The 25,897-nt window shown below is 70.8% G+C and carries 21 protein-coding genes and 1 pseudogene; 8 read left to right on the plus strand and 14 right to left on the minus strand.

From position 1 onward, the window contains the following. Positions 1 to 18 precede the first annotated feature (18 nt). The 3 genes from ACWEK3_RS32675 (at position 19) to ACWEK3_RS32685 (ending at position 1,876) form a co-directional block, all read left to right on the plus strand. Positions 19 to 708 carry a hypothetical protein gene (locus tag ACWEK3_RS32675; protein ID WP_453251276.1) on the plus strand — a complete coding sequence of 230 codons (690 nt, stop codon included), beginning with the start codon at positions 19 to 21 and terminating at the stop codon, positions 706 to 708. Between the two features lie 218 nt (positions 709 to 926). After that, positions 927 to 1,679 (plus strand): IS3 family transposase, encoded by a 753-nt coding sequence (locus ACWEK3_RS32680; RefSeq protein ID WP_450541277.1) that lies wholly within the window; start codon positions 927 to 929, stop codon positions 1,677 to 1,679. Then, positions 1,640 to 1,876, plus strand: coding sequence for a hypothetical protein (locus ACWEK3_RS32685; protein WP_453251277.1), 237 nt, complete (start codon positions 1,640 to 1,642; stop codon positions 1,874 to 1,876). The genes ACWEK3_RS32680 and ACWEK3_RS32685 overlap by 40 nt, the downstream gene beginning before the upstream one ends. A gap of 10 nt (positions 1,877 to 1,886) precedes the next feature. Here the strand turns inward: ACWEK3_RS32685 and ACWEK3_RS32690 are convergent, their stop codons facing one another. From ACWEK3_RS32690 to ACWEK3_RS32705, 4 genes are all read right to left on the minus strand, one after another. After that, positions 1,887 to 2,234 carry a helix-turn-helix domain-containing protein gene (locus ACWEK3_RS32690; protein ID WP_390723666.1) on the minus strand — a complete coding sequence of 116 codons (348 nt, stop codon included), beginning with the start codon at positions 2,232 to 2,234 and terminating at the stop codon, positions 1,887 to 1,889. A 282-nt stretch (positions 2,235 to 2,516) separates the two neighbouring features. Continuing rightward, positions 2,517 to 3,962, minus strand: a complete 1,446-nt coding sequence (locus tag ACWEK3_RS32695; RefSeq protein ID WP_450541273.1) for an aldehyde dehydrogenase family protein — start codon at positions 3,960 to 3,962, stop codon at positions 2,517 to 2,519. Positions 3,963 to 4,136: 174 nt separating this feature from the next. Continuing rightward, positions 4,137 to 5,804, minus strand: coding sequence for a PucR family transcriptional regulator (locus ACWEK3_RS32700; protein ID WP_450541271.1), 1,668 nt, complete (start codon positions 5,802 to 5,804; stop codon positions 4,137 to 4,139). 190 nt (positions 5,805 to 5,994) lie between these two features. Then, positions 5,995 to 8,427 (minus strand): ATP/GTP-binding protein, encoded by a 2,433-nt coding sequence (locus ACWEK3_RS32705; protein WP_450541270.1) that lies wholly within the window; start codon positions 8,425 to 8,427, stop codon positions 5,995 to 5,997. 280 nt (positions 8,428 to 8,707) lie between these two features. Here ACWEK3_RS32705 and gabT point away from each other — a divergent pair, with 280 nt between their 5' ends. Beyond that, positions 8,708 to 10,042, plus strand: coding sequence for a 4-aminobutyrate--2-oxoglutarate transaminase (gene gabT, locus ACWEK3_RS32710; protein WP_390723662.1), 1,335 nt, complete (start codon positions 8,708 to 8,710; stop codon positions 10,040 to 10,042). Positions 10,043 to 10,506: 464 nt separating this feature from the next. Beyond that, complete coding sequence (locus tag ACWEK3_RS32715) at positions 10,507 to 11,130, plus strand: phosphatase PAP2 family protein (RefSeq protein ID WP_450541268.1); 624 nt, start codon at positions 10,507 to 10,509, stop codon at positions 11,128 to 11,130. 41 nt (positions 11,131 to 11,171) lie between these two features. Here the strand turns inward: ACWEK3_RS32715 and ACWEK3_RS32720 are convergent. The 8 genes and pseudogenes from ACWEK3_RS32720 to ACWEK3_RS32755 all read right to left on the minus strand — a co-directional run bounded on the left by ACWEK3_RS32720 (position 11,172) and on the right by ACWEK3_RS32755 (position 21,016). Further along, a pseudogene (locus ACWEK3_RS32720) lies at positions 11,172 to 11,625 on the minus strand (hypothetical protein). A gap of 114 nt (positions 11,626 to 11,739) precedes the next feature. Beyond that, a complete protein-coding gene (locus ACWEK3_RS32725; protein ID WP_453251278.1) occupies positions 11,740 to 13,614 on the minus strand; it encodes a chitinase in 1,875 nt (624 codons plus the stop codon). A 201-nt stretch (positions 13,615 to 13,815) separates the two neighbouring features. Continuing rightward, on the minus strand, positions 13,816 to 15,243 hold the full coding sequence (locus ACWEK3_RS32730; protein WP_453251279.1) for an NAD(P)/FAD-dependent oxidoreductase: 1,428 nt from the start codon (positions 15,241 to 15,243) through the stop codon (positions 13,816 to 13,818). A 49-nt stretch (positions 15,244 to 15,292) separates the two neighbouring features. Further along, positions 15,293 to 16,093, minus strand: a complete 801-nt coding sequence (locus tag ACWEK3_RS32735; RefSeq protein ID WP_361421546.1) for an ABC transporter permease — start codon at positions 16,091 to 16,093, stop codon at positions 15,293 to 15,295. Beyond that, positions 16,094 to 17,017 (minus strand): ABC transporter permease, encoded by a 924-nt coding sequence (locus ACWEK3_RS32740; protein ID WP_453251280.1) that lies wholly within the window; start codon positions 17,015 to 17,017, stop codon positions 16,094 to 16,096. It lies immediately after the preceding gene. Next, positions 17,017 to 18,189, minus strand: a complete 1,173-nt coding sequence (locus tag ACWEK3_RS32745; protein WP_450541262.1) for an ABC transporter ATP-binding protein — start codon at positions 18,187 to 18,189, stop codon at positions 17,017 to 17,019. Before ACWEK3_RS32745 ends, ACWEK3_RS32740 begins: the two co-directional genes overlap by 1 nt. Continuing rightward, positions 18,186 to 19,433 (minus strand): polyamine ABC transporter substrate-binding protein, encoded by a 1,248-nt coding sequence (locus ACWEK3_RS32750; RefSeq protein ID WP_450541260.1) that lies wholly within the window; start codon positions 19,431 to 19,433, stop codon positions 18,186 to 18,188. The genes ACWEK3_RS32745 and ACWEK3_RS32750 overlap by 4 nt, the downstream gene beginning before the upstream one ends. Before the next feature lie 47 nt (positions 19,434 to 19,480). After that, on the minus strand, positions 19,481 to 21,016 hold the full coding sequence (locus ACWEK3_RS32755) for a gamma-aminobutyraldehyde dehydrogenase (protein ID WP_453251281.1): 1,536 nt from the start codon (positions 21,014 to 21,016) through the stop codon (positions 19,481 to 19,483). A gap of 211 nt (positions 21,017 to 21,227) precedes the next feature. On the opposite strand from ACWEK3_RS32755, the gene ACWEK3_RS32760 reads away from it, so the two are divergent. Then, positions 21,228 to 21,797 carry an NADAR family protein gene (locus ACWEK3_RS32760; RefSeq protein ID WP_450541258.1) on the plus strand — a complete coding sequence of 190 codons (570 nt, stop codon included), beginning with the start codon at positions 21,228 to 21,230 and terminating at the stop codon, positions 21,795 to 21,797. Between the two features lie 119 nt (positions 21,798 to 21,916). Here ACWEK3_RS32760 and ACWEK3_RS32765 read toward each other — a convergent pair whose 3' ends face one another. Next, entirely contained in the window at positions 21,917 to 22,606 is a 690-nt protein-coding gene (locus tag ACWEK3_RS32765) for a DUF4190 domain-containing protein (protein WP_453251282.1), read from the minus strand. Positions 22,607 to 22,739: 133 nt separating this feature from the next. On the opposite strand from ACWEK3_RS32765, the gene ACWEK3_RS32770 reads away from it, so the two are divergent. Then, positions 22,740 to 23,903: an adenosine deaminase gene (locus ACWEK3_RS32770; protein ID WP_450541255.1), complete on the plus strand. Its 1,164-nt coding sequence runs from the start codon at positions 22,740 to 22,742 to the stop codon at positions 23,901 to 23,903. Between the two features lie 29 nt (positions 23,904 to 23,932). After that, positions 23,933 to 24,631 (plus strand): glycerophosphodiester phosphodiesterase, encoded by a 699-nt coding sequence (locus ACWEK3_RS32775; RefSeq protein WP_450541253.1) that lies wholly within the window; start codon positions 23,933 to 23,935, stop codon positions 24,629 to 24,631. 272 nt (positions 24,632 to 24,903) lie between these two features. Here the strand turns inward: ACWEK3_RS32775 and ACWEK3_RS32780 are convergent, their stop codons facing one another. Then, the gene (locus tag ACWEK3_RS32780) at positions 24,904 to 25,485 is read right to left on the minus strand and encodes an HXXEE domain-containing protein (protein ID WP_453251283.1); all 582 of its coding nucleotides are present in this window, start codon (positions 25,483 to 25,485) and stop codon (positions 24,904 to 24,906) included. Positions 25,486 to 25,897 lie beyond the last annotated feature (412 nt).

Here is a 25,897-nt window from a genome sequence, read left to right on the forward strand (position 1 = left end):
CATCCGCAGGAGAGAACGATGAACCACCGCAAGCCCCGCCCCAAGACCTCCTCCAAAGCGGCGATCGGCCTCGGCATCGCCGCGACCGCCGGACTGGCCGTGACGGCCAGTACCACCTCGGCGGGTGCCAGCCCCGGCGGTTCCCGCATCTCCCAGAGCGTCGCCATCGCGGTCGACATGGCGCAGAGCCACGCCAACAGGGCCCACAGGAACCAGTTCGACGAATCCTTCAAGATCCACGAATACGGTCCGACCGTCGCCGTGACGGCGAACAACCGGGCTACGGCAGTGTCCTCAGGCTGCTCCATCGACGCCCCCTGCCGTTCGATCGCCCTCTCCTACCAGATCGTCACCACGGCCGGCCGAAACGCGCGCCTCATCAACGCCTCCAACATCAGCAGGGGCATCAACGAACACTGCCCGTCGTGCGAGACGTTCTCCGGGGCATATCAATTCATCGTCGCCACGCCTCGGGGATTCAGCCTCAGCCGCGACGGCCGCAACGAACTCGACTCGATCAACCACCAGGTCGAGGCCCTCAAGGCGTCTCGCCTGCCGATCTCCCAGCTCACACAACAGGCGGACGAGCTGGCCCGCAGGGTGAAGACGATCCTCGACCGTGAGGCGGCCCGCGCACCAAGGGGTGGCAGCAGCGACTCGTTGGCCGACTTCGCACCGACCGTGACCATGCACCGCTACGTCCGGTAGGTCCCGCAAAAGCGCTCAGGGCTGTGGACTCCCACCACAGCCCTGAGTACGGAAATCACGGTCGGGAAGCGAGGTCCGGTGAGCAGCGCTCATCTCATGTCCCAGTCCAAGCTGAAGCAGGCGCAAGCTCGCATCGAAAAGCTGGAGAGCGAGATCGCGGCGTGCCGGAGAGTCATTGACCTCATGTCGGAAGTGGTGCCCCCAAAAGACGATACGAAGTGATTTCCGCGATGGCGGAAGAGGGCTTCCCGGCGCGCGGAATCATTCAGCTGCTCGGCGTCTCGGAGTCCGGCTATTACGCGTGGCGTGACCGCCTTCCGTCGGCTCGATCATTGCGGCACGCCTGGCTGTCCCGGATCATTCTCGACATTTACAGCTCATCCGGTTCGACCTTTGGCTACCGCCGCATCCGGCAGGAGCTCGGCCGCCGCTACGGCATCAGTGTCAGCCATGGAACGGTGGAGCTCCTCATGGCTCAGGCCGGCATCCGCGGCAGGGCCGGCAGGCTGCACGAGGGCGCGCCGTCCACTGTCTCCGGGGTTTCCACCCGGCGCTGGGTCATCGACGTATTCACCCACAGCACACCGAAGGGCGCCTTGTCCGCTGCTGTCGTCCTCGACTCGACGTCACATCACCTGGTGAGCTGGAGCACGGCCCCCGAGGCAAGCGCCTCGCTCATTGATCGCGCATTCGACAAAGCGATTTCCTATGAGGCCGCCGCGGAGCAGGCCCCGGACACCGCAAAGGGAAACCTTGTCGGATGCTGTTTCACTGAGCGTGCGCAGGCCCTGAGGCGCGGCACTGCTTCCGGGACCATCGGCGATTGGTACGATCACGCAGTGGTCGAGGCATTCTGGGAAAGAATGTGCCGCGAACTCACGGACCACAACGACGAGGATGATCCGCGAAGGCTCGAGAAAAGTCTGGAGACATGGACGTCACACCACCCCTGCCAATCGCCGAGGAATTAAGGGCCGGAATGGATGCAGGAAGGCCTCTTTCGGCGACGCAGGCCCATCAAGTGCTGCTGTACTGCGCCCTGGATGCGGCGTGCGTGCCGATGGATTCCCACGGTTTACAAGCGATTGTCAGGGTGGCAGAACTCGACTACGCAACAGTGCGGACACTGATCGGCTGGATCAAAGTGGCAGGAATGAAGAGGTTTTGATCCACTCTCTCTAGGACTCCCCTGCCTGCAGCAAGGACTCGACGAGCACAGCCACATGCCGGCGGGCCGCAGGACTGAGCTTCTGCACGCTCGCGATGAGGATCTCCACCTCCGGATCCGTGATCTCGGGCGCGTTCTCGAAGTAGACATGGACACCTGCGGCCTCGGCCGCCGCACGCAGCACGGGCGCCGCCGGTATGCCCAGGCCTCTGGCGAGACCCTCCAGCGTGGTCTGCTGAGGCATCTGCGCCAGCTTCGCCGACGTCGCCAGATGGTGAACGGTCGAGCGAGAGATGCCGCCCCGGCGCGCTACATCGCTGTAGGACCATCCCTTTTGGTCCAGCTTGTTCTTGATCATTTCCTGCAGTGTGTTGGGCACCCCTGGCTCTTCCTGTCCGAGGGAGGTTGATCGGCCGCTTGCCAATGAGTCTAACGGCGTGGCCCTCAGGTCGTTCTGCACGTTTTCTCTGGTCGCCGCCTTCGGCTACGGTGGCGGCGGCAACGGCCGGGAAGACGGTCCGCTGGTCCCGTCGCCGGTCCTCGAGCCACCCTCTCTTTTGGTCAGCACACGGGCATACGACGACGGCCGGAGCCCCCGCACAGCGGGCTCCGGCCGTCGTCGGTCGACGGACCGTCAGGCCTACAGGGCGAGGCCGGTCAGGACCAGGACGCGCTCGTAGGTGTAGTCGTCCATCGCGAACTTGACGCCCTCGCGGCCCACGCCGGACTGCTTGACGCCGCCGTACGGCATCTGGTCGGCGCGGTAGGACGGGACGTCGCCGACGACCACGCCGCCGACCTCCAGGGCGCGGTGGGCGCGGAAGGCGGTCTGCAGGTCGTGGGTGAACACGCCTGCCTGGAGGCCGTACTTGGAGTCGTTGACGGCGGCGAAGGCCTCGGCCTCGCCGTTCACCCTCTGCACGGTCAGGACGGGGCCGAAGACCTCCTCGCAGGAGATCGTCACCTCGGACGGCACGTCGGTGAGGACGGTCGGGGCGTACGAGGCGCCGTCGCGCTTGCCGCCGGCGTGCAGGGTGGCGCCGGCCTCGACGGCCTCCTGCACCCAGGACTCCACGCGCTTGGCGGCGTCCTCGCTGACCAGCGGGCCGACATCGGTCTTCGGGTCGGAGGGGTCACCGGTGACCTGGGCCTCGACGGCGGCGACGATGCGCGGCAGCAGGCGCTCGTAGACCGAGGCGTCGGCGATCACGCGCTGCACGGAGATGCAGGACTGGCCGCCCTGGTAGTTGGAGAAGGTCGCGATGCGGCCCGCGGCCCAGTCCAAGTCCTCGTCGCTCGCGTAGTCGGCGAGGACGACGGCCGCGCCGTTGCCGCCGAGCTCCAGGGTGCAGTGCTTGCGCGGCACCGAGTCCATGATCGCGTAGCCGACCTTCTCGGAACCGGTGAAGGAGATGACCGGCAGGCGCTCGTCCTGGACGAGGGCCGGCATCTTGTCGTTGGCGACCGGGAGGATCGACCAGGAACCGGCCGGCAGGTCGGTCTCGGCCAGCAGCTCGCCGAGGATCAGCCCGGACAGCGGGGTGGCCGGGGCGGGCTTGAGGATGATCGGCGCGCCGGCGGCGATGGCCGGGGCGACCTTGTGGGCGCACAGGTTCAGCGGGAAGTTGAACGGCGCGATGCCGAGGACGACGCCCTTGGGGAAGCGGCGGGTGAAGGCGAGGCGGCCCTGGCCGCCGGCGTCGGTGTCCAGACGCTGGGCGTCGCCGCCGTTGAACCGGCGGGCCTCCTCCGCGGCGAACCGGAACACGGACACGGCACGGCCGACCTCGCCGCGCGCCCACTTGATCGGCTTGCCGTTCTCGGCGGAGATGAGCTGCGCGATCTCCTCGGTGCGCTCGACCAGCCGCTTGCTGACGTGGTCGAGGGCGGCGGCCCGCACGTGCGCCGGGGTGGCGGCGAAGTCGTCCCGCACGGCGTACGCGGCGGCCACGGCCTCCTCGACCTGGGCGTCGGTCGGCACGCCGACCTTGCCGACCAGCCGCCCGTCCCACGGGTTGGTGACGTCGAAGGTGTCCTCGCCGGTGACCTGGCGGCCGGCGAGCCAGAAGGCGTGGGTGGAAGTCATCAAGGAGTCCCGGCCCTTCCGCGTAGGAGATGTACTTGGCTTTCGTCGTCCACGGTAGGGCGGGGGCGGCCCGGGGTCGCTTGTCCGAGTCGTAGCAGTGCGGGGCGGGGGTGCGCCGGATTGGCGTACGAGGCCTGTCCGGCGCGGTGGCCGGCGCGCTATCCGGCAGGATCCCTACTCCGTGGACGTGGCCTTCAGCGCCAGCCACAGCTCCATCCGCACGTCCGGATCGTCCAGGGAGCGGCCGAGGATCTCCTCGACCCGGCGCATCCGGTACCGCAGGGTGTGCCGGTGGACGCCGAGATCGGCGGCGGCCGCGTCCCACTGGCCGTGCCGGGACAGCCAGGCCCGCAGCGAGGCCACCAGATCACCGCGGCCCGTCGCGTCGTGCTCGTACAGCGCGCGCAGCAGCCCGTCCGCGAACGCCCTGACCGCGTCGTCCGCCAGCAGCGGCAGCACCGATCCGGAGGCGAGCTGGTCGTGCTCGACGAGCACCCGTCCGCGCCGCCGCGCCACCGACAGCGCCTGATCGGCCTGCTTGTACGCGGCGGCCGCCGCGATGGGCCCGGCCGGCCCGGACAGCCCGACGACCAGTTCGCCCTCCTCCCCGCCCGACTGCTCGCGCACGGCCTCGGCCCGCGCCGCCTCCAGCGCCGCGGCGTACTGACCGCACACCGCCACGGCCGCGCCCCCGTCGGCGGCGAGCACCACCAGGCGCTCCCCGTCGGGCACCACCAGCACCGCCTCCCCCGACCGGGCGGCGGCCGCCTCCACGATCTCTGCCAGCACGGCGAGCGGGTCGGCGCCGGTGCCGGCGGCGGCCAGTACCGCGGCCGGGGAGGGTGCGGCGGACTGCACGCGCGCGTGAGTGCCGGCGTGCGCCCGCGCGGCGGACGCCGAGGCGGACTCGGCGACGATCATGCGGAAGGGGGCGTCCAGCAGGCCGCCGTACAGGTCTCCGGCCACCGCGCGGGCATGGTCGGGCTGCCCGGCGAGCAGCATGCGCAGCACAGCGGCACCGATGCGCTGCTCGGCGGCGTGCAGCGAGCGTGAGCGTTCCGTGGTGAGCGTCAGCAGGGCCACGGCGGAGTGGACGGCGTACCGCTCGGCGGTGCCGAGGGTGGCGGCCGTGCCGACGGCGAGCGCGGCACGCGGGCGGCGCCCGGTGCCGATGGAGTGCAGTTCGACGCGGTCCTCGGTCTCGGGTCCGCCGACCACGGCGGACGCGGGGGCCGGCCGGTCGCGCAGCCGGTCGATGTCGGCCGTGAGCCGCTCGGCGCGGCGTGTGGCCCACTCGGGTGCCGCGCCGACGACGGCGCCCGAGGCGTCGTAGAGCGCCGCCCAGCCGTCCACCTGGGCCGCGAGCGCGGCGAGCAGTCCCTCGGGTCCGGCGTTCAGGGCCTGCTTGGTCAGTTCCCGCTGGGCGGCGAAGCCGGCTGTGACCGCCCGGTACTGGTCGGCCGCGATGGCCGCCGACACCGCCTTGCTGATGGCGAGGAACGGGGTGCGGCGGGGCACCTCGAGCAGCGGCAGCCCCTCCTCCTCGGCGGCGTCGACGAGCGCCCCGGGGATGTCCTCGTAGTTGACCCCGACGGCGAAGCCGAGCCCGACGACCCCGGCCTTGACCAACCGCTTCACATAGCGGCGCATGGCGTCGGGATTCTCCGCGTCCAGCTTGAGCGCGGTGATCAGCAGCAGTTCCCCGCCCTCCATGTACGGCACGGGGTCGGCGAGCTCGCTGACGTGGGCCCAGCGGACGGGTACGTCCAGGCGGTCCCCGCCCGCGCGCACGGTCAGCTTGAGCGCGGAGTGGTGGACGAGCGAGGCGAGCGTCGGGGGCATGAGGCCTTCTGGTCTGCGGGGTTCTTGTGCGGGCTTCTTCTACGGGTTCTTGCGCGGAGGCTCTATGGAGATCGGATGATCATTGTGATCTTTTGGACGTCACGTATGAACAACCTATGCCGATTCTGCCTCACCGTACGGTCAACGTGTTACGGCCGTGCGCATACGCCGCGTTCGCCTCCCGCCCCGTTCAGCCCCGCAGGTCCACCAGCAGCGGCGGCGTGTGCTCGCCCCGGACGCCGGTCAGCGACAGCACCGCGTGCCCGGGCGGGACCTCGTGGGCCAGCTGGGAGGCGGACCAGCGCTCCCGCTCCACCTGCCGGGTCGTCACGGCGTCCGTCGTCACGGCCCGTCCGGTCACCAGCTTGCGCAGGGCGTGGATGGCGCGGGTCATCGGCTGGTGGGCGAAGACGGTGTGCTTGGCCACCTCCTTGGTCTCCACCCACTCGGTCCCCCAGGCCTGCGCGAACCGGCCGCCGTCCCAGGTGGTGACGCCGGCGAGCGCCATACGGCAGCCGACCGCCCCCAGCAGCGGGCCGTGCAGCGCCTCGGGCACGTCGGCGACCGACCGGAGCGCGAGGACGACGCCGGCGTTCCGGGAGCGCAGCCCCTGGACGCGGCGCACCGACTCCGCGGTGACGACCCCGGTGGCGTCGTCGAGGACCAGACAGGCGAAGTGGGAGCGCCGGGTGTCCCGTACGACCGTGTGGAACTGGGCCAGGACCAGCCGGGTGATCAGCCGGGACGCCTCCTCGTGTCCGCGTTCGGGCAGGTCGACGCGGACCCGCAGCGGATGGTGGGCCACCGCGCGCAGCGAGAAGGGCCGGCCGCCGGGCCCCGCCGCGCCGAAGAAGTCGGCGAAGGCCGGGCGGTCCAGGAGCGCGAGCCGGTCCGCGAGGGCCGGTCCGACGTCTGCCGCGGAGCCGGCCTGCCGCGTCCGGGCGTCGAGTTCGCGCCGCATCACGGCGTGCTCGTTGGCGGCGAGCCCCGCCCGCAGCGACGCCAGTGCGCCGGGATCGCCCTCCAGGAGTTCGCGCAGCACGGGCAGCGAAGGGAAGTGGCCGTGCACCGCCCGGTAGGGGCCGAGCAACTGGGCGAGCGCGGTGGCGGCGCTCTGCCCGCCGACGGTGTCCAGGTCGCCGACCAGGGCTTCGGCCAGGAGGGCGGCGGCCTCGTCGGGGTCGTCCGACCCGGCGTACGGGTCGAGGTCGTGGACGGAGGCGGGGTCGCCGATCCGGACCACCACGTCGTACGCGGAGTCCGGGCCGAGCGGGGTCCCGGCGGCGCAGACGGCGACCACCGCGCACGCTCCGGTGAGGGCCTGGAGGGTGAGCGCCTCGGTGACCGGCCCGGTGACGTTCCGGGTCTTCCCGGACCCGGACGGCCCCACCAGCAGCAGCGAGGTGCCGAGCGTCTCGGGGCCGAGGGCGGCCGCCGCCCCCTCGTAGTCGCGCGGGGTCCGCTCCCCCGCCCAGCGTCCGATGCGCACCTGCCCTTCCAGCAGGTCGTGGCGCGCGGTGCGGCCCGGCAGGTCGCGCGTCCCGGAAGGGTGCGTCCAGGCGGCGGCGCCCTGCCGCAGCACGGTCTCGGTGAAGGCCGCCGGGCGTGCCTCCCGCCGGGCCGCCTCCCATGCCCGCTCGACCCGGGCGCAGTCCACGTCGTTCATCCGGCCCGCGGCGACCTCGGCGGCCAGCAGGTCGGCCGCCTGGTACTGCCCGGCGTTGCGCGGTCCGGGCCACTGCGAGCGCGGCAGGTCCGCCGCGGACGGGGCGACGGGGTCCGCGGCCGCCCGGCGGCGCGCGGCGAGTTCCCCGGCGTACGCCCACCAGCCGCCGACCCGGGCGAACGGCCAGACGACCAGCAGGGTGATGAGCGCGTACAGCGCGTCGGTGAACAGCTGGGAGGCGAACAGGCCGTAGCCGCCCGAGACGAGGACGATCAGGGAGAAGACGGGGTCGACGACCGGCAGGGGGTCCCAGCCGACGCCCGGGAAGGCGCCGGGAAAGACCAGGCTGAGCGCGATCAGGGCGCCCGCGGCGGCGAACAGGGCCCGCGCGGGCTGCGGGCGGCGGCCCACGAAGTGCCGTACGACGTCGGGCCAGCTGCCCAGTCGTCCCACGGCGTAGACGAGCACGGCGAAGAACACGCCGTCGTAGACCACCATGGCCTCGCGGCCCTGCATCCCCTTGGGGGACACCGTGCCGCCCCACCACCAGTCGTCCGGGGTGAACAGTTTCAGCGGCGCCCCCTGGTACGGCAGCGCGCCCTGCCGCCACAGCGACCACACCAGCAGGGCCACGACCAGCGGGATCAGCAGCCCGACGATCGTGATCGACGGCAGCCGGTCCGGTGTCCTCGCGGCCTTGGGCGGGCGGTGCCCGAAGCGCCAGATGCCGGGCGCGGCGGCCGGGCGGGGGGTGTCGAGCCACTCGGCGACGCCGGGCTGCCGCTCGGGGAGCTGCCCGTGCTGCCCAGGTCCCTCTTGCGGATACTGCTCGTAGGCACCGGGCGCGGTCGGGGGGATGCTCGGCCGGCGTGGCGCCGCGGGAGCGTCCCTCGGCACCGCCGGGCGTGGCACGGGGTTCGCGTGCGTACCCCGGGCGTCCTGCGTCCCGTCGTCCATCGCCCTTGCCCCCTGACCAGCCGTTCCGTCCACCATCAGCGAGTCAATCTAACGCCCGCGCAAGGGGAGTTCACCGATTGCGCGGCACACCGCAGGTCACGGCGCCGGCGCCCGCGTTTTCCGGCCCGCGTCCCTCCTATGTCCACCGCGGACAACCGCGGTCGCCGACAACGCCCACATGGAGCATGCCCACGTCCTCCTCGCCGCCCTAACCTGCGAGAAAAGAAGGAAAAGCGTCCGAAAAACGCCGCCGTACGCAAGATCTCATCAGGGAGCCCCCATGACCGCACTTGAGCAGGAGCGCCGCGTCGTCACCGCCATCCCCGGCCCGAAGTCGCAGGAGCTGCAGGCCCGCCGGACCGCTGTGGTCGCGCAGGGCGTGGGCTCCACGCTGCCGGTCTTCGTCACGCGTGCCGGCGGCGGCATCATCGAGGACGTCGACGGCAACCGCCTCATCGACTTCGGCTCCGGCATCGCGGTGACCTCGGTCGGCGCGTCCGCCGAGGCCGTCGTACGCCGCGCCTCCGCCCAGCTCGCCGACTTCACCCACACGTGTTTCATGGTCACGCCGTACGAGGGCTACGTGGCCGTCGCCGAGGCGCTGGCCGAGCTCACGCCGGGTGACCACGCCAAGAAGTCCGCGCTGTTCAACTCGGGCGCCGAGGCCGTCGAGAACGCCGTCAAGATCGCCCGCGCCCACACCAAGCGCCAGGCCGTCGTCGTCTTCGACCACGGCTACCACGGCCGCACCAACCTCACCATGGCGCTGACGGCGAAGAACATGCCGTACAAGCACGGCTTCGGTCCGTTCGCGCCCGAGGTCTACCGGGTGCCGGTGGCCTACGGCTACCGCTGGCCGACCGGCCCGGAGAACGCCGGCCCCGAGGCCGCCAAGCAGGCCATCGACCAGATCACCAAGCAGGTCGGCGCGGACAACGTGGCCGCGATCATCATCGAGCCGGTGCTCGGCGAGGGCGGCTTCATCGAGCCGGCCAAGGGCTTCCTGCCCGCGATCCGCCAGTTCGCCGCCGACAACGGCATCGTGTTCGTCGCCGACGAGATCCAGGCCGGTTTCTGCCGCACCGGCCAGTGGTTCGCCTGCGAGGACGAGGGCATCGTCCCGGACCTGATCACCACCGCCAAGGGTATCGCCGGCGGTCTGCCGCTGGCCGCCGTCACCGGCCGCGCCGAGATCATGGACGCCGCGCACGCGGGCGGCCTCGGCGGCACCTACGGCGGCAACCCTGTGGCTTGCGCGGGCGCGCTCGGCGCGATCGAGACCATGAAGGAACTCGACCTCAACGCCAAGGCGAAGCGGATCGAGGAGGTCATGAAGGCCCGCCTCACCGCGATGCAGGACAAGTTCGACATCATCGGCGACGTCCGCGGCCGCGGCGCGATGATCGCCATCGAGCTGGTCAAGGACCGCGCCACCAAGGAGCCGAACCCGGAGGCGACGGCCGCGCTCGTCAAGGCCTGCCACGCCGAGGGCCTGCTCGTCCTGAGCTGCGGCACCTACGGCAACGTGCTGCGCTTCCTGCCCCCGCTCGTCATCGGCGAGGACCTGCTGAGCGAGGGCCTCGACATCATCGAGCAGGCGTTCGCGCGCATCTGAGCGGCGGATATGCACGCCTGACGCAGCCGGCGGCAGAGCGTGTGAAGAAGGTGTGCGAGGTGGATGGCAGGACGCCGTTCCCGCTGTCCTCCGCCCACCGGCTGCCGTAGGTTCATCCCGGATGAGAGATACACCCGCCCACAGGGGACTGTGGGCGGCCTCAGGCCGTAGCCTCCCCAGCTTCGACCTGGTCGTGCCTCGCGCACACACCCGGAACCCACGGGTTCCGGTTCTCCTCAATGATCGGACAGTCGCCCGCCCCAGACCCCCCGGGGCGCGCGGCCTTCCGATCCGGACGGTCGCAGACAGATGGGACGGCCGTCCCCGTCGGGCCGGCGCACACCCCCCCTTGTGCCGGCCCTTCGGTGTGTCCGGGACCGGCCGGCACGGCTCGGGACCGGCACGGCTCAAGACCGACCGGCCCGGGTCCGGGCTCACTCACCCTGCCTGCGAAGCTGTGCACCGTGGTGTTCGTGGTGTGCCTGCTCGCCGTCCCGGCCCTCCTGTTCGCACTGATCACCTGGCAGGTGACGGCGGGCGGCCCGCTGCTGGACGCGGACCGGGAGGTCAGTCACGCCCTGCTGCACCCGGACCGCCTCTCCGAACTGCTCTCCGATCTGGGCCAGGTGCAGATCGCGATACCCGTGCTCCTGGCCGTCCTGATCCACACGGCCTGGCGGGGACGCGCCGCCGGCGCGGAGCGCTGGTGGCTCGCGCCCCTCACGGCAGCCGTGGCGATGGCCCTGCTCCCGGCGCTGGTCGTGCCGTTGAAGGCCTGGACGGCCCGGCCCGGTACCGCGGTCATGCCGCCCGGTACCGGGTACTTCCCGTCGGGGCACGCGGCCACCGCCGCCGTCGCCTACGGTGCCGCGGCGCTCGTGCTGCTGCCCTGGCTGCGCACGGCCGCCGCCCGCCGGACCGTCGTCGCGGTGTTCGCCGCTCTCGTGTCCGGCGCCTCCTTCGGGCTGGTGCGGCGCGGCTACCACTGGCCACTGGATGTCGTGGCCGGTTGGTGCCTGGCTTCCGTGCTGCTGTCCGCGCTGTGGCTGCTGATCGGCGCCGCCGCGACCACTGACGCCGCACCCTAGAACCGGTATCCCATCTGCGTGTTCGAGTCGGCTCCCGCACATCAGCCCTCCTCCTTGAGGGCCAGGGCCGCGGCCGCCGCGTGCATCGCCAGTTCCAGCAGTGCCGGGTCGGTGAGGGTGCCCGAGCCGTCCGGGGTGACCAGCCAGCGCACCCTGCCGGTGCTCCGCCCCGGATACGGCACGACGATCCAGGTGCCGAGCCCCGCGGCGCGGATACCGGTGCCGAGCCGGCGGGCCGCGGTGCCCGGCGGCACGAAGAAACCCGTGCGCTCGTCCCCGAAGTCGGCCAGCACCGGCCCTGGTCGGTCGAGGACTCGGATCAGGACGTCGAGCGTCGGACAGCCGAGCACGCCGGGCAGGATCAGGACGTCCCAGGCCTTGCCCGCGGGCAGCAGGGCGACCCCCCTGGGGGTCGCGTTCCCACTCCCGGCGGCAGGCCTCGGGGTTCGGCGCGACCGATGCCGGCCAGGCGACCTCCGTCTTCGCCCCAGTCATGAGAAGACCTCCCTCATCGTTCGTGGACGCGGGCCGCGTCACAAGGGAGAGGGAGGTATCCCATCAGCCATTACGCGGATTGTGGCCCCTCGTTGGAGTGAACCGGCTCACGGTTCAGCGGCCGCGCCCGAAGTAGGCGTCGAAGGTGTTCTGGAACTGCCAGTTCCCGAACCGGTCCCAGTTGACCGACCACGTCATCAGGCCGCGCAGGGCCGGCCAGGTGCCGTGGGTGGTGGAGGAGCCGCAGTTCGTCTTCTTGGTCAGGCAGTCCAGGGCCTTGGTGACCTCCGGCGGGGCGACATAACCGTTGCCCGCGTTGGTGGACGCCGGCATTCCGATGGCGACCTGGTCGGGGCGCAGCGGCGGGAAGACGTTCGCCGCGTCGCCGGCCACCGGGAAGCCTGTCAGGAGCATGTCGGTCATGGCGATGTGGAAGTCCGCGCCGCCCATGGAGTGGTACTGGTTGTCCAGACCCATGATCGGGCCCGAGTTGTAGTCCTGGACGTGGAGCAGGGTCAGGTCGTCGCGGAGGGCGTGGATCACCGGGAGGTAGGCGCCGCAGCGCGGGTCCTGGCCGCCCCACTTGCCCGTGCCGTAGTACTGGTAGCCCATCTGCACGAAGAAGGTCTCCGGGGCCATGGTCAGGACGAACCTGGCGCCGTATTTCGCCTTCAGGGTCTTCAGGGCCGAGATCAGGTTGACGACCACGGGCGTGGTCGGGTTCCGGAAGTCCGTGTCGTTCGCATTGAGGGACAGGGAGTGGCCCTCGAAGTCGATGTCGAGGCCGTCGAGGCCGTATTCGTCGATGATCCGCGAAACGGACGAGACGAACGTGTCCCTGGCCGCCGTCGTGGTCAGCTGCACCTGGCCGTTCTGGCCGCCGATGGAGATCAGGACCTTCTTGCCGGCCGCCTGCTTGGCCTTGATGGCCGCCTTGAACTCGGCGTCGCTCTCGACGTTCGGGCACTCGGTGACCGGGCAGCGGTTGAAGCGGATGTCGCCCGAGGTGACCGACGTCGGCTCGCCGAAGGCCAGGTCGATGACGTCCCAGCTGCCGGGGACGTCGGCCATGCGCGTGTAACCGGAGCCGTTGGCGAAGCTCGCGTGCAGATAGCCGACCAGGGCGTGCGGCGGAAGGTCCGCGCTGCCGCCACCGGGCTCGCCCGAGTCCGCGGCCGTCTTCGCCGTCACCGTCGCCGACTTCGCGGACTCGCCCGCGGCGTTCACCGCCGCGACCTGGAAGCCGTACGTGGTCGAGGGCGACAGGCCGGTGATCGTGGCGGACGTGCCGGTCACCGTCTGGGCCTTCGTGCCGTCGCGGTAGACCGTGTAGCTCGTGGCGTCGGCCACCGGGGACCAGGACAGGGCCACGCCGGCCGAGGTGACGGTGCCGGTCTTCAGACCGGGCGGCGCGGCGGGCGGCTGCTGGCCGGTGTTCCCGCCCGGGCCGACGAGCGAGAGGTCGTCGGCGTTGTAGGCGCCCGTGCCGTACCAGCCGTGGGTGTAGACCGTGACCTTGGTGGTCTGCGCGCCGGTGCGGAAGGTGGTGGTGAGCTGCTGCCAGTCGGGGGCCGACTGGGTCCAGGTGGAGACGTCGGTGGTGCCGGTGCCGCTCGCGCCCAGGTAGACGTAGGAGCCGCGGACGTAACCGCTCAGCGTGTACTGGGAGTTCGGCTGGACCGACACCGTCTGCGTGCACTGGGCGTTGTCGCTGCCGGCCGGCGTCGCCTGCAACGCCGAACTGCCGCTGCGGGCCGGGGACTTCACCGTCGTACCGGATCCCGAGCAGGTCCAGCCGTCAAGGCCCGCCTCGAAGCCGCCGTTGCGCAGGATGTCCGCGTCGGCCGCTCGCGCGGTCGTCGTGAGCGCGGTGACACCGGGCAGGGCGAGGAACGTGGCCGTCAGCGCGGCGAGCAGCCGGCGCCTGGCCGGTCCGGCCGGCCTGGCCGGCCTGGCCGGCCTGGCTGGTCTCCGTATGTCGCGGTCCACAACTGCCTCCGGTCATGGGGGGATTGGGGAGGGTGGAGCGCGGCCAATTTGGTCCAGACCAATTCGGTTGTCAAGGCCTGCGGCTTCAGCGGCATGTCCCGGGCCCTGGCGGTTGCCGTCCTCACGTGGGCATGCGAAGACCTCCCTTCCCCGTGGACGCGCGGGGGCGCGTCGTGAGGGAGGGAGGTCTCCTCGCAGGTGTCAGCTGTCGAAGCCCAGGCCCAGGCGGTCCATCGTCCGCAGCCACAGGTTGCGCCGGCCGCCGTGCTCGTCGGCGCGGGCCAGTGACCACTTGGTGAGCGCGATGCCGGTCCAGGCGAACGGCTCCGGCGGGAAGGGCAGCGGCTTCTTGCGGACCATCTCCAGCTCGGTGCGCTCAGTGCGCCGGCCGGCCAGCAGGTCGAGCATCACCTCGGCGCCGAAGCGGGTCGCGCCCACGCCGAGGCCCGTGTAGCCGGCCGCGTAGGCGACCTTCCCCTGGTGGGCGGTGCCGAAGAACGCCGAGAAGCGCGAGCAGGTGTCGATCGCCCCGCCCCAGGCGTGGGTGAAGCGGACGCCCTCCAACTGCGGGAAGCAGGTGAAGAAGTGCCCGGCCAGCTTGGCGTAGGTCTCGGGGCGGTCGTCGTACTCCGCGCGCACCCGGCCGCCGTACGGGTAGATCGCGTCGTAACCGCCCCACAGGACGCGGTTGTCGGCCGACAGCCGGAAGTAGTGGAACTGGTTCGCCGAGTCCCCGAGGCCCTGCCGGTTCTTCCAGCCGATCGACGCCAGCTGCTCGGCGCTGAGCGGCTCGGTCATCAGGGCGTAGTCGTAGACCGGGACGGTGTACGAGCGCACCCGCTTGACGAGGTTGGGGAAGACGTTGGTGCCGAGCGCGACCCGGCGGGCCCTGATCCGGCCGTAGGGCGTGCGTACGGACATTCCGGCGCCGTACGGCCTCAGCGTCAGGGCGGGCGTGCGCTCGTAGACGCGCACGCCGAGGCGCACGCACGCCTGCTTCAGGCCCCAGGCGAGCTTGGCCGGGTGGACCATGGCGACGCCCCGGCGGTCCCACAGGCCGGCCTCGAAGGTCGGTGAGGCGACCTGCTCGCGCACCGCGTCCCGGTCGAGGAACTCGAAGCCCTCGGCCAGGTCGTGCTCCTGCATCTCCGCGTACCAGTCCTCCAGTTCCCGGGCCTGGTACGGCTCGGTGGCGACGTCGAGTTCGCCGGTGCGCTCGAACTCGCAGTCGATGGAGTGGCGGGCGACCGTCTCCTCGATGGCGTCGAGGTTGCGGGCGCCCAGTTCCTCCAGCTTGTGGATCTCCTCCGGCCAGCGGGCGAGACCGTTGGCCAGGCCGTGCGTGAGGGAGGCGGCGCAGAAGCCGCCGTTGCGGCCGGAGGCGGCCCAGCCCACCTCGCGGCCCTCCACCAGCACCACGTCCGTGGCGGGGTCGCGCTCCTTGGCGATCAGCGCGGTCCACAGTCCGCTGTAACCACCTCCGACCACCAGCAGGTCGCAGGTCTCGGCTCCGGTCAGCGCCGGCTCCGGGCGGGGCCTGCCGGGGTCGTCCAGCCAGTACGGGACCGGCTGGGCCTCGGAGAGGGATGTGGTCCAGTCGTGCTCACGGCTCATGGCGCCAGGGGCCATGATTTCAACTCCCTACAGAGTCAATTTCGTTGTTGCGGTGAGGCGGGTGCTATGCCTTCTGCCTGGTACGGCGGCGGCCGATGGCCATGGAGACCAGGACGAGCAGTACGGCGATGACGAACATGGCCGTACCGATGACGTTGATCTGGACGGGTGTTCCGCGCTGTGCCGAGCCCCAGACGAACATCGGGAAGGTCACGGTCGAGCCCGCGTTGAAGTTCGTGATGATGAAGTCGTCGAACGACAGCGCGAAGGCGAGCATCGCGCCCGCGGCGATTCCGGGGGCCGCGATCGGCAGGGTGACCCGGACGAAGGTCTGCACCGGTCCGGCGTACAGGTCCTGCGCGGCCTGCTCCAGCCTCGGGTCCATCGACATCACGCGCGCCTTGACGGCGACGACGACGAAGCTGAGGCAGAACATGATGTGCGCGATCAGGATGGTCCAGAAGCCGAGCTGCGCACCCATGTTGAGGAACAGGGTGAGCAGCGAGGCCGCCATGACCACCTCGGGCATCGCCATCGGCAGGAAGATCAGCGAGCTCACGGTGCCCCGCGCGCGGAAGCGGTAGCGGACCAGCGCGAAGGCGATCATCGTGCCGAGGGCGGTGGCGCCGATCGTGGCCCAGACGGCGATCTGGAGGCTGAGCGACAGCGATCCGCACATGTCGGCGACACCGCACGGGTCCTTCCAGGCGTCCGTGGAGAACGCCTGCCACTGGTAGTTGAAGCGGCCCTTCGGCTTGTTGAAGGAGAAGACCGTGACGACGATGTTCGGCAGGAGCAGGTATCCGAGCGTCAGCAGTCCGGCGATGACGACGAGGTGGCGCTTGAGCCAGTTGACGAAGGCCATTTAAACCAGATCCTCCGTGCCGGACTTGCGGATGTAGATGGTGATCATGGCGAGGATCGCGGCCATGAGGATGAAGGAGAGGGCCGCCGCCGTCGGATAGTCCAGGATCCGCAGGAACTGCGTCTGGATGACGTTGCCGACCATGCGGGTGTCGGTCGAGCCGAGCAGGTCCGCGTTGACGTAGTCGCCGGCCGCCGGGATGAAGGTCAGCAGCGTGCCGGAGACCACGCCCGGCATCGACAGCGGCAAGGTGACCTTGCGGAAGGTGGTGAACGGCCTGGCGTACAGGTCGCCCGCCGCCTCGTGCAGCCGAGGGTCGATGCGCTCCAGCGAGGTGTACAGCGGCAGGATCATGAACGGCAGGAAGTTGTACGTCAGACCGCACACCACCGCCAACGGGGTGGCGAGCACCCGGTCGCCCGCGGTCCAGCCGAGCCAGTTGGTGACGTCCAGGACATGCAGTGTGTTGAGGGCGCCCACGACCGGGCCGCCGTCGGCGAGGATCGTCTTCCAGGCCAGGGTGCGGATCAGGAAGCTGGTGAAGAACGGCGCGATCACCAGGATCATGATCAAGTTGCGCCAGCGGCCCGCGCGGAAGGCGATGAGATACGCCAGCGGATAGCCGAGCAGCAAGCACATGATCGTCGCGGAGGCCGCGTACAGGACCGAGCGGACGAACTGCGGCCAGTACTCGGACAGCGCGTTCCAGTAGGTCGCGAAGTGCCAGGTGACCTTGTATCCCTGCTCCAGGGAGCCCGTCTGCACGGACGTGGACGCCTGGTAGATCATCGGCAGCGCGAAGAAGACGACGAGCCAGAGGATGCCGGGCAGCAGCAGCCAGTACGGCGTGAAGCGGCCCCGCCTGCGCGGCGGTCTCGTCTGCTGGGCGGTGGGCGGCGCGGGCGCCTCGGTGACGGCGGCCATCAGGCTGCGTCCCCTTCTTCGGTCCCGAGGCTCTCGACGCCCGCGTCGATATCCTGCGCCGCGTCCAGGCCGAAGGTGTGGGCCGGGTTCCAGTGCAGGACGACCTCGGCGCCGGACACCAGGCGGGCGTCGCGGTCGATGTTCTGCGCGTAGACCTCGAACTCGGGGCAGACGGGGCTGTCGATCACGTACTGCGTGGAGACGCCGATGAAACTCGACTGGGAGATCCGGCCCGTGATGCGGTTGCGGCTGTCGGGGATCTCACCCGCGTCGTCGGCGTGGGTGAGGGAGATCTTCTCCGGGCGGACGCCGACGAGCACCTTGCCGCCGGTCGTGGCCGGGGCGGAGCAGCGCGCCTGGGGCAGGGTGAGCTTGCCGCCGCCCGCCTTCAGGACGATCTCCTCGCCGCTCCTGGCGTCGACCTCGGCCTCTATCAGGTTGGAGGTGCCGAGGAAGTTCGCGACGAACGTGGTCTGCGGGTTCTCGTAGAGGTCGGTGGGCGAGCCGAGTTGCTCCACCCGGCCGCCGTTCATCACGGCGACCGTGTCGGCCATGGTCATGGCCTCCTCCTGGTCGTGCGTGACGTGGATGAAGGTGATGCCGACCTCGGTCTGGATGCGCTTGAGCTCCAGCTGCATCTGGCGGCGCAGCTTCAGGTCCAGGGCGCCGAGCGGCTCGTCAAGGAGGAGCACCTTGGGGTGGTTGATCAGCGCGCGGGCGACCGCGACGCGCTGCTGCTGGCCGCCGGAGAGCTGGTGCGGCTTCTTGCGCGCCTGCTCGCCGAGCTGCACCAGGTCGAGCATCTCCTCGACCTGCTTCTTCACCGACTTGATGCCGCGCCGGCGCAGACCGAAGGCGACGTTCTCGAAGATGTCGAGGTGCGGGAAGAGGGCGTAGGACTGGAAGACCGTGTTCACCGGGCGCTTGTACGGCGGCAGGTGCGTCACGTCCTGGTCACCGAGGTGGACGGAGCCCTGCGTGGGCTCCTCCAGGCCGGCGATCATGCGCAGGGTGGTGGTCTTGCCGCAGCCGGAGGCGCCGAGCAGGGCGAAGAAGGACCCCTGCGGGACGGTCAGGTCCAGCGGGTGCACGGCGGTGAAGGCGCCGTAGCGCTTGCCGATCTGGGAGAGGCGGACGTCGCCGCTGTTGTCTTTCGTCATCATTGTCGTCACGCCCCTGTGAGCTTCGCGAACTTCGCTTCGTAGGCCGCCTCTTCCTTGTCGCTCAGGGCGCGGAAGGAATGGGACCTGGCCACCATGTCCTTGGTGGGGATGATCAGCGGGTTCTCCGCCGCAGACTTGTCGATCTTGGCCAGCTCCGCTTGCGCGCCGTCGACGGGACTGATGAAGGCGGTGTAGGCACAGAGCTGCGCCGCGTGCAGGGGCCGGAAGTAGAAGTCGATCAACCGCTCGGCGTTCGCCTTGTGGCGGGCCCCGCGGGGGACGAGCAGGTTGTCGGTGGCCGTCGTGAATCCGGCTTCCGGCATGATGTAGTCGACGTTGGCGCTGTCCGACTGGAGCTGGACGATGTCACCGCCCCAGGCGAGGCACACGGCGACGTCTCCCTTGGTCAGGTCGGACGTGTAGTCGTTGCCGGTGAAGCGGCGTATCTGCCCCTTGTCGACGGCTTTCTGCAGGCGGGCGATCGCCGCGTCGTAGTCGTCGTCGGTGAACTTCGCCGGGTCCTTGCCCATGTCGATGAGCATCATGCCCATGGTGTCGCGCATCTCCGACAGGAAGGCGACCCGGCCTTTGAGCTTGGGGTTGTCCAGCATGTCGGAGATCGACTTCACCTCGATGCCGTCGAGCGCCTTCTTGTTGTAGGCGATGACGTTCGAGACACCCTGCCACGGATAGGAGTAGGCGCGCCCCGGGTCCCAGTCCGGGCTGCGGAACTGCTCGGACAGGTTGGCGAAGGCGTGCGGCAGGTTCGCCGGGTCCAGCTTCTCCACCCAGCCCAGCCGGATCATCCGCGCGGCCAGCCAGTCGGTGAGGACGATGAGGTCCCGGCCGGTGTCCTGGCCGGCGGCGAGCTCCGGCTTGACCTTGCCGAAGAACTCGTTGTTGTCGTTGATGTCCTCGTTGTACTTGACCTTGATGCCGGTCTGCTGGGTGAACGTGTCGAGCGTGGGGTGCTTCTTTCCGCTGTCGTCGACATCGATGTACACGGGCCAGTTGGAGAAGTTCAGGATCTTCTCCTTGGCCGAGTGGTCCTCCGCGGAGGTGCCACCCTGTGCCTGGCCGGCCGGGGGGATCCCGCAGGCGCTCAGCGCCCCGAGTCCCCCGACCGCGAGCGCGCCGCCCGCCGAGGCGCGCAGCATCGAGCGGCGGCTGAAAGAGGCCCTGCCGTTGCGGAAGCTGCGCCGCACGGCGGCCAGCTGGGCCGGGGTGAGGCGGTCGGGCTCGTACTGCTCCATGCGCGTGGTGCCCTTTCGGGAAGGCCTGGTTCAAGGCCTGGTCGTTGCTATCGGTCCCCGAAGATCGTGCGGTGCCAGTCCTTGCGGGCCACCGCCGTGTTGTCGAACATGACATGCTTGATCTGCGTGTATTCCTCGAACGAGTACGAGGACATGTCCTTGCCGAATCCGGACTGCTTATAACCGCCGTGCGGCATCTCGCTGATGATCGGAATGTGGTCGTTGACCCACACGCACCCCGCCTTGATCTCCCGCGTCGCGCGGTTGGCCCGGTAGACGTCCCGGCTCCACGCCGAGGCCGCCAGACCGTACGGAGTGTCGTTGGCCAGCCGAATCCCCTCATCATCACTGTCGAACGGCAGAACGACCAGCACCGGACCGAAGATCTCCGACTGGACGATCTCGCTGTCCTGCGCCGCGTCCGCGACGAGGGTGGGGCGATAGTACGCCCCGTTCTTCAGTTCGCCCTGGGGAGCCTCACCGCCGGTGACCACGCGCGCGTAGGCACGCGCCCGGTCGACGAAACCGGCGACGCGGTCACGGTGGACGTGCGAGATCAGCGGGCCGAGGTCGGTGCCGGGGGCGAACGGGTCGCCCAGCCGGACGGTCTCCATCAGGGCGGCCGTCCGCGCGACGAACTCCTCGTACAGGGGGCGCTGCACGTACGCGCGCGTGGCGGCCGTGCAGTCCTGGCCGGTGTTGATGAGCGCGCCCGCGACCGCGCCGTTGACGGCGGCCTCCAGATCGGCGTCGTCGAAGACCACGAAGGGCGCCTTGCCGCCGAGCTCCAGGTGCAGGCGCTTGACGGTCGCGGTGGCGATCTCGGCGACACGCTTGCCGACGGCGGTGGAACCGGTGAAGGACGTCATGACCACGTCCGGGTGGCCGATCAGGTGCTCGCCGGCCACCTTGCCGGTGCCGGTGACGATGTTGATCACGCCGTCCGGGATGCCCGCGTCGGTGGCGGCCTGGGCGAACATCAGCGAGGTCAGCGGGGTCAGCTCGGCCGGCTTGAGCACGATGGTGTTGCCCGCGGCGACGGCCGGGAGGATCTTCCAGGCGGCCATCTGGAGGGGGTAGTTCCAGGGTGCGATGGAACCGACGACCCCGATGGGCTCGCGGCGGACGTAGGACGTGTGGTCACCGGAGAACTCGCCGGCCGACTGGCCCTGGAGATGCCGGGCGGCGCCCGCGAAGAAGGCAGCGTTGTCGATCGTGCCCGGCACGTCGAACTCGCGGGTCAGCTTCAGCGGCTTGCCGCACTGGAGGGACTCGGCGCGGGCGAAGTCCTCCGCCCGGTCGGCGAGCACGGCCGCGAAGCGGTGCAGCGCGTCCGAGCGGTCACCGGGCGTGGCGCCCGCCCAGCCGGGGAACGCCTCACGCGCGGCGGCCACCGCGGCGTCGACGTCCTCGTGGCCGGCCAGTTCGTACGTGTAGACCTCCTCGCCAGTGGCGGGGTCGACGACCGCGTGACTGCGGCCCGACGTGCCCTTGGTCAGCCTTCCGGCGATGTACTGCGCGCCCTCGGCGAAACGGTCCTGCGCCGGGAATCGGTCCGGGGTGGCGGTGCCCGGGTTGTGCATGTCGCTCTCCTCCGCCGTAGTCCCTCGGTCGCCGAGGGCGGGTGGCGTAGCTCCAGCTCGATTTGAGTGCCGATCCTGACAGAGCCCTGGGACTCCAACAAGTGATTCCGTTGTTGCCTTTTGGTTACGCGACGGAATCTGTCGACCAGGTGTCGAGTGGGCACGGAAAAGGCAGGACGGTGTGTCAGTGGTGCCTGCCACACTCGCGTGCATGGGGAACATCGACTCCTGGCAGGCTCTGACCAGGGAAGTCCGCGCCGGGACCCGAGTGCGTTACGTCTACTTCTGGGGGCATCGGCCGCACCCGGACGGCCGGGTCGGCCCGAGCTGTCTGAGTCAGTGGTGGCCGTCGCCGTTCACGGTGGACGCGGTGCCGTACGCGACCGCGGAGCACTGGATGATGGCCGGCAAGGCGCGGCTGTTCGGGGACGCGGAGGCGGAGCGGCAGGTGCTGGCCGCGCGGCATCCGGCGGAGGCCAAGAATGCGGGGCGGCTCGTGCGCGGCTTCGACGAGGACGTGTGGGAGCGGGAGCGGTTCCGGATCGTGGTGGAGGGCGGCGTCCACAAGTTCGCCGCCCACCCCGCACTGCGGGAGTTCCTGCTGGCCACGGGCGAGCGTGTGCTGGTGGAGGCCAGCCCGGTGGACCGCATATGGGGCATCGGACTGGCCGCCGGCGACGAGGAGGCGGCCGATCCGGAGCGCTGGCGGGGGCCGAACCTGCTGGGCTTCGCGCTGATGGAGGCGCGCGAGCGGCTGCGGGCCGGTACGCGGGTGCGCTAGTGCTGCGACCGGCCCGCGCGGAGGGCGGGCCGGTCAGGGTCAGAGGTCGGCCAGGGCGGTCACGGCCGGCCCGGGGTCGGGGTCAACATTCGGCCAGGACCGCCACAGGCGCTCAGGTGTCAGCGCTCGGCCAGGACGGTCACGGCCGGCAGGGGGGTGCGGCCGAGGCCCTCGTCGTAGGACGTCGAGGAAGGCTCGATGGTGCTGGCGTAGAACAAGCCGACGATCAGCAGGGCCATCACGACGAGACCGAGGACGATGCCGATGATTCCCGTGATCAGGCCGGCCTGGGCCTGGCCGCGGTTGTTGGCCTCGCCGCGTTCGGCCTTCCGGCGGCCCTTGATGCCGAAGATGACGGCGAGGACGCCGAGCACCACCCCGAAGATGCCGTAGAAGCAGAACATGCTGCAGGACAGGATGCCGAGCACCATCGCGGCGGTGCCCATCCCGTTCTCCGGGGGCATCGGCATGCCGGGCCAGCCCTGGCCCGCTCCCGGATAGCCGGGATAGCCGTACCCGCCGGGTACGGGACCGGCGGGTATGCCCGGACCAGTGGGAGCGACGGGCGGCGGCGGCACGGCGGAGTCCGCGGTGGGGGCGCCGAAGGCGGGCGGCGGGAAACCGGCCGCCGGCATCGAGGCCATCGTCGCCTGGTCGTGCACGGACGGCGGGGTGAAGCCGGGCGGCTGCTCGGGCCCGGCGGACGGCGCCGGAGCGGACGTGTCCTTCTCCAGAGAAGGCCTGCTGCCGGGCGGCGCCCATGGATCCTCGGCTCCCGCGCCCCCGCCGGCCTGCGTTCCGTCCGTCATCTCGTCGTCTCCCCCTCGATCGATCGCCCCGCCATGCTAAGGCCTCGTCGGCGCGGGCGGACCGCCGGGCACCGGGCAGCCCCGCCCCCGGTCAGGAACGCGGCCCGCGGTCACGGCGAGGCATGCGCCTACGATGACCGTGCTCACCGATCAGCCGATCACCCGCGCCGCGCCCGCAGGGCCCGCGGCGCCCTTCCCGGGGAGGGACCCGTTGACCGACCAGCACGCACCCCGTGACCCGCACGCACTGCTCGACCCGCACGCGCCGCGTGACCGGCACGCCTTCATCGCCGGGCTGCCCAAGGCCGAACTGCACGTGCACCACGTCGGCTCCGCCTCCCCCCGGATCGTCTCCGAGCTGGCCGCCCGCCACCCCGACTCCAAGGTGCCCACCGACCCCGAGGCCCTGGCCGACTACTTCACCTTCACGGACTTCGCCCACTTCATCGAGGTGTACCTGTCCGTCGTGGACCTGATCCGCACCCCGGAGGACGTCCGGCTGCTGACCTACGAGGTGGCCCGCGACCTGGCCCGGCAGCAGGTGCGCTACGCGGAGCTCACCATCACGCCGTTCTCCTCCACCCGGCGGGGCATCGACGAGCGCGCCTTCATGGACGCGATCGAGGACGCCCGCAAGGCGGCCCAGGCCGAGTTCGGGACCGTACTGCGCTGGTGCTTCGACATCCCCGGTGAGGCCGGTCTCGAGTCGGCCGAGGAGACGATCCGGCTCGCCACCGACGACCGGCTGCGCCCCGAGGGCCTGGTGTCGTTCGGGCTCGGCGGGCCCGAGATCGGCGTACCGCGGCCCCAGTTCAAGCCCTACTTCGACCGGGCGATCGCCGCCGGGCTGCGCTCGGTCCCGCACGCGGGCGAGACCACCGGACCCGAGACGGTGTGGGACGCGCTGACCGTGCTGCGCGCCGAGCGCATCGGCCACGGCACCAGCTCCGCCCTGGACCCGAAGCTGCTCGCCCACCTCGCCGAGCACCGCATCCCGCTGGAGGTCTGCCCGACCTCCAACATCGCCACCCGGGCCGTGCGCACCATGGATGAGCACCCCATCAAGGAATTCGTCCGCGCCGGGGTCCTCGTCACGGTCAACTCCGACGACCCGCCCATGTTCGGCACCGACCTCAACAACGAGTACGCCGTGGCCGGCCGGCTGCTCGACCTCGACGAGCGGGGCCTGGCCGAGCTGGCCAAGAACGCGGTGGACGCCTCCTTCCTTGACACGGCCGGCAAGGCGCGCATCGTGGAGGAGATCGACGCCTACACCGCGCGGTGGCTCGCGCCCTGAGCGGGACACGGCGGGACACAATGGGGCCCATGCAGACCGTGACCGCCGTGGCGCACCGCGGCGACCCCTACCACTTCCGCGAGAACACCGTCGACTCACTGCGCTCCGCGTTCGGCCGGGGCGCGGACGCGGTCGAGATCGACGTACGGCTGACCCGGGACGGTGTTCCGGTGCTGCTGCACGACGAGTCGCTGAAGCGGCTGTGGGCCCACGACCGGCCGTTGCACGCGCTGTCCGCGGCAGAGCTGCGCGACGTGACGGACGGCCGGGTGCCCACGCTGGAGGACGCGCTCACCGCGACGGACACCGGCCGGGTGATGATCGACCTGCCGGGCCCGGCCCACCCGCGGGCGGTGCGACGGATCGTCGACGTGGTCGACGCGTGCGGGGCACGGGACCGCGTGTACTACTGCGCGGGAGCCGAGGCCATGCTCGCGGTGCGCGCCGCCGACCCGGCTGCCGAGATCGCGCTGACCTGGACGAGCCTGGCACCCCCACGGGCCGGGCTGCTGGACGCGGTGCGGCCCCGGTGGCTGAACTACCGGTTCACCCTGGTGGACCGGGACCTCGCCGCCCGCGTCCACCGCGGCGGCTACCTGCTGTCCGTCTGGACCCCCGACACCCGCCGCTCCCTGCGCCGCCTCCTCGACCTCGGCGCCGACTCCATCACGACCAACCGCGTCGACCTGCTGCACACCCTGCGCACCGCACAGACCACGGCACCGTAGGGGACCGCCCCGACAACACCCCCGTACGGTCCGGCACTTGCTCCGGGGCGCCTCGCCGTCGGGTGCCCTCCCCGACGGCGATCCGCCGGGCGCCGCCCGCCTGAAGGATGTTCGGCACCAACCCGCCGAGTACTCTCCGGGAGCACTCGATGCACGCACGCGCCACGCCCCTGACCGCGGCCTGAGCCGCACCCTCGTCCACTCGGTCAACTCCGTCGACGCAAAGGGCGAGTCGATGAACCCGGGGGCCGAACGCATCGCGCCGGCGGCACTCAGGTAGCGGACCGTCCGGCCGGCAGCCGGCGGGCCGCCGCGTGCGACGCCACCGTGGCCGCGCCCGCGAGGCCCAGGCCAAGGACCAGGTCGCGGGGACGTGTGGGGCGCAGGACACCGGCGCGGCGCAGACGGGCGCGGGCCCAGAGGGTGAAGGGGACGACCAGGACGGGCGAGGTCGCGGAGCCGGGGGTGTACCCGCGCACCGCCGCGCCCTGGGCCAGGTGGACCAGGCCGTGCAGCCCGAAGGCGTTCAGCGCCGTCTGGTAGAAGTCGGAACGGCCGCCGGTCGCCCGGCCCGCGGCGGACGCTGCGGCGACGATCGCGCCCATCATCCCCACGGCAACCGCGAATTCACGCGCGTCCACGGATCCGAGGCGCCGCCACACCGCCTCCGGCACCCCCGGGAAGCGTTCCCGCAGTACCGGCACGTTGCGCCGCTGCCAGCCCGGCACGGTGACCAACTCCTCCACGTCGTGGAGGGCCCAGGCCGCCAGCAGCCCGAACGTGACGGCGCTGCCCACCTGTTGGTCGTTCGGGGTGTGTGTCACGCCAGTGTGACCAGGATTCCTATTTGGCATCGGGCATCCTTCGCGACCTGCACTGATGCCAAGTAGCCGCAGCGGCTGGAGGCACGGAATCAGAGGGATAGTTGGCACTTTGGTACAGCGCAGGTCGCGAGGCGTGTCGCCGCAGTTGGGCATCCACTACACCTAGCAGTCTCAGCCGCGAGAGTCCCCTACTAAGCACGTGACGTAGTTGGGCCGTGGGATGGCGACCAGCCCAGATCCGTACGAACCCCAACCCCTTCCCTCCATGCGTAAGACTGACGGCCGGAATGCCACTGACACGAGTGTTAAGGGCGGTCGCCGTCCGCACATCGCACACGCAAGCACCACGACCTCAGTCTCGATGAATGCCCCATCAGACCCAGGCAGCTTCGCGTCAGGGCCCAGGAACCTCAACCTCTGCTTTGGATCCCGCTGTTCGACG

The organism is Streptomyces sp. NPDC004721 (assembly GCF_053601495.1).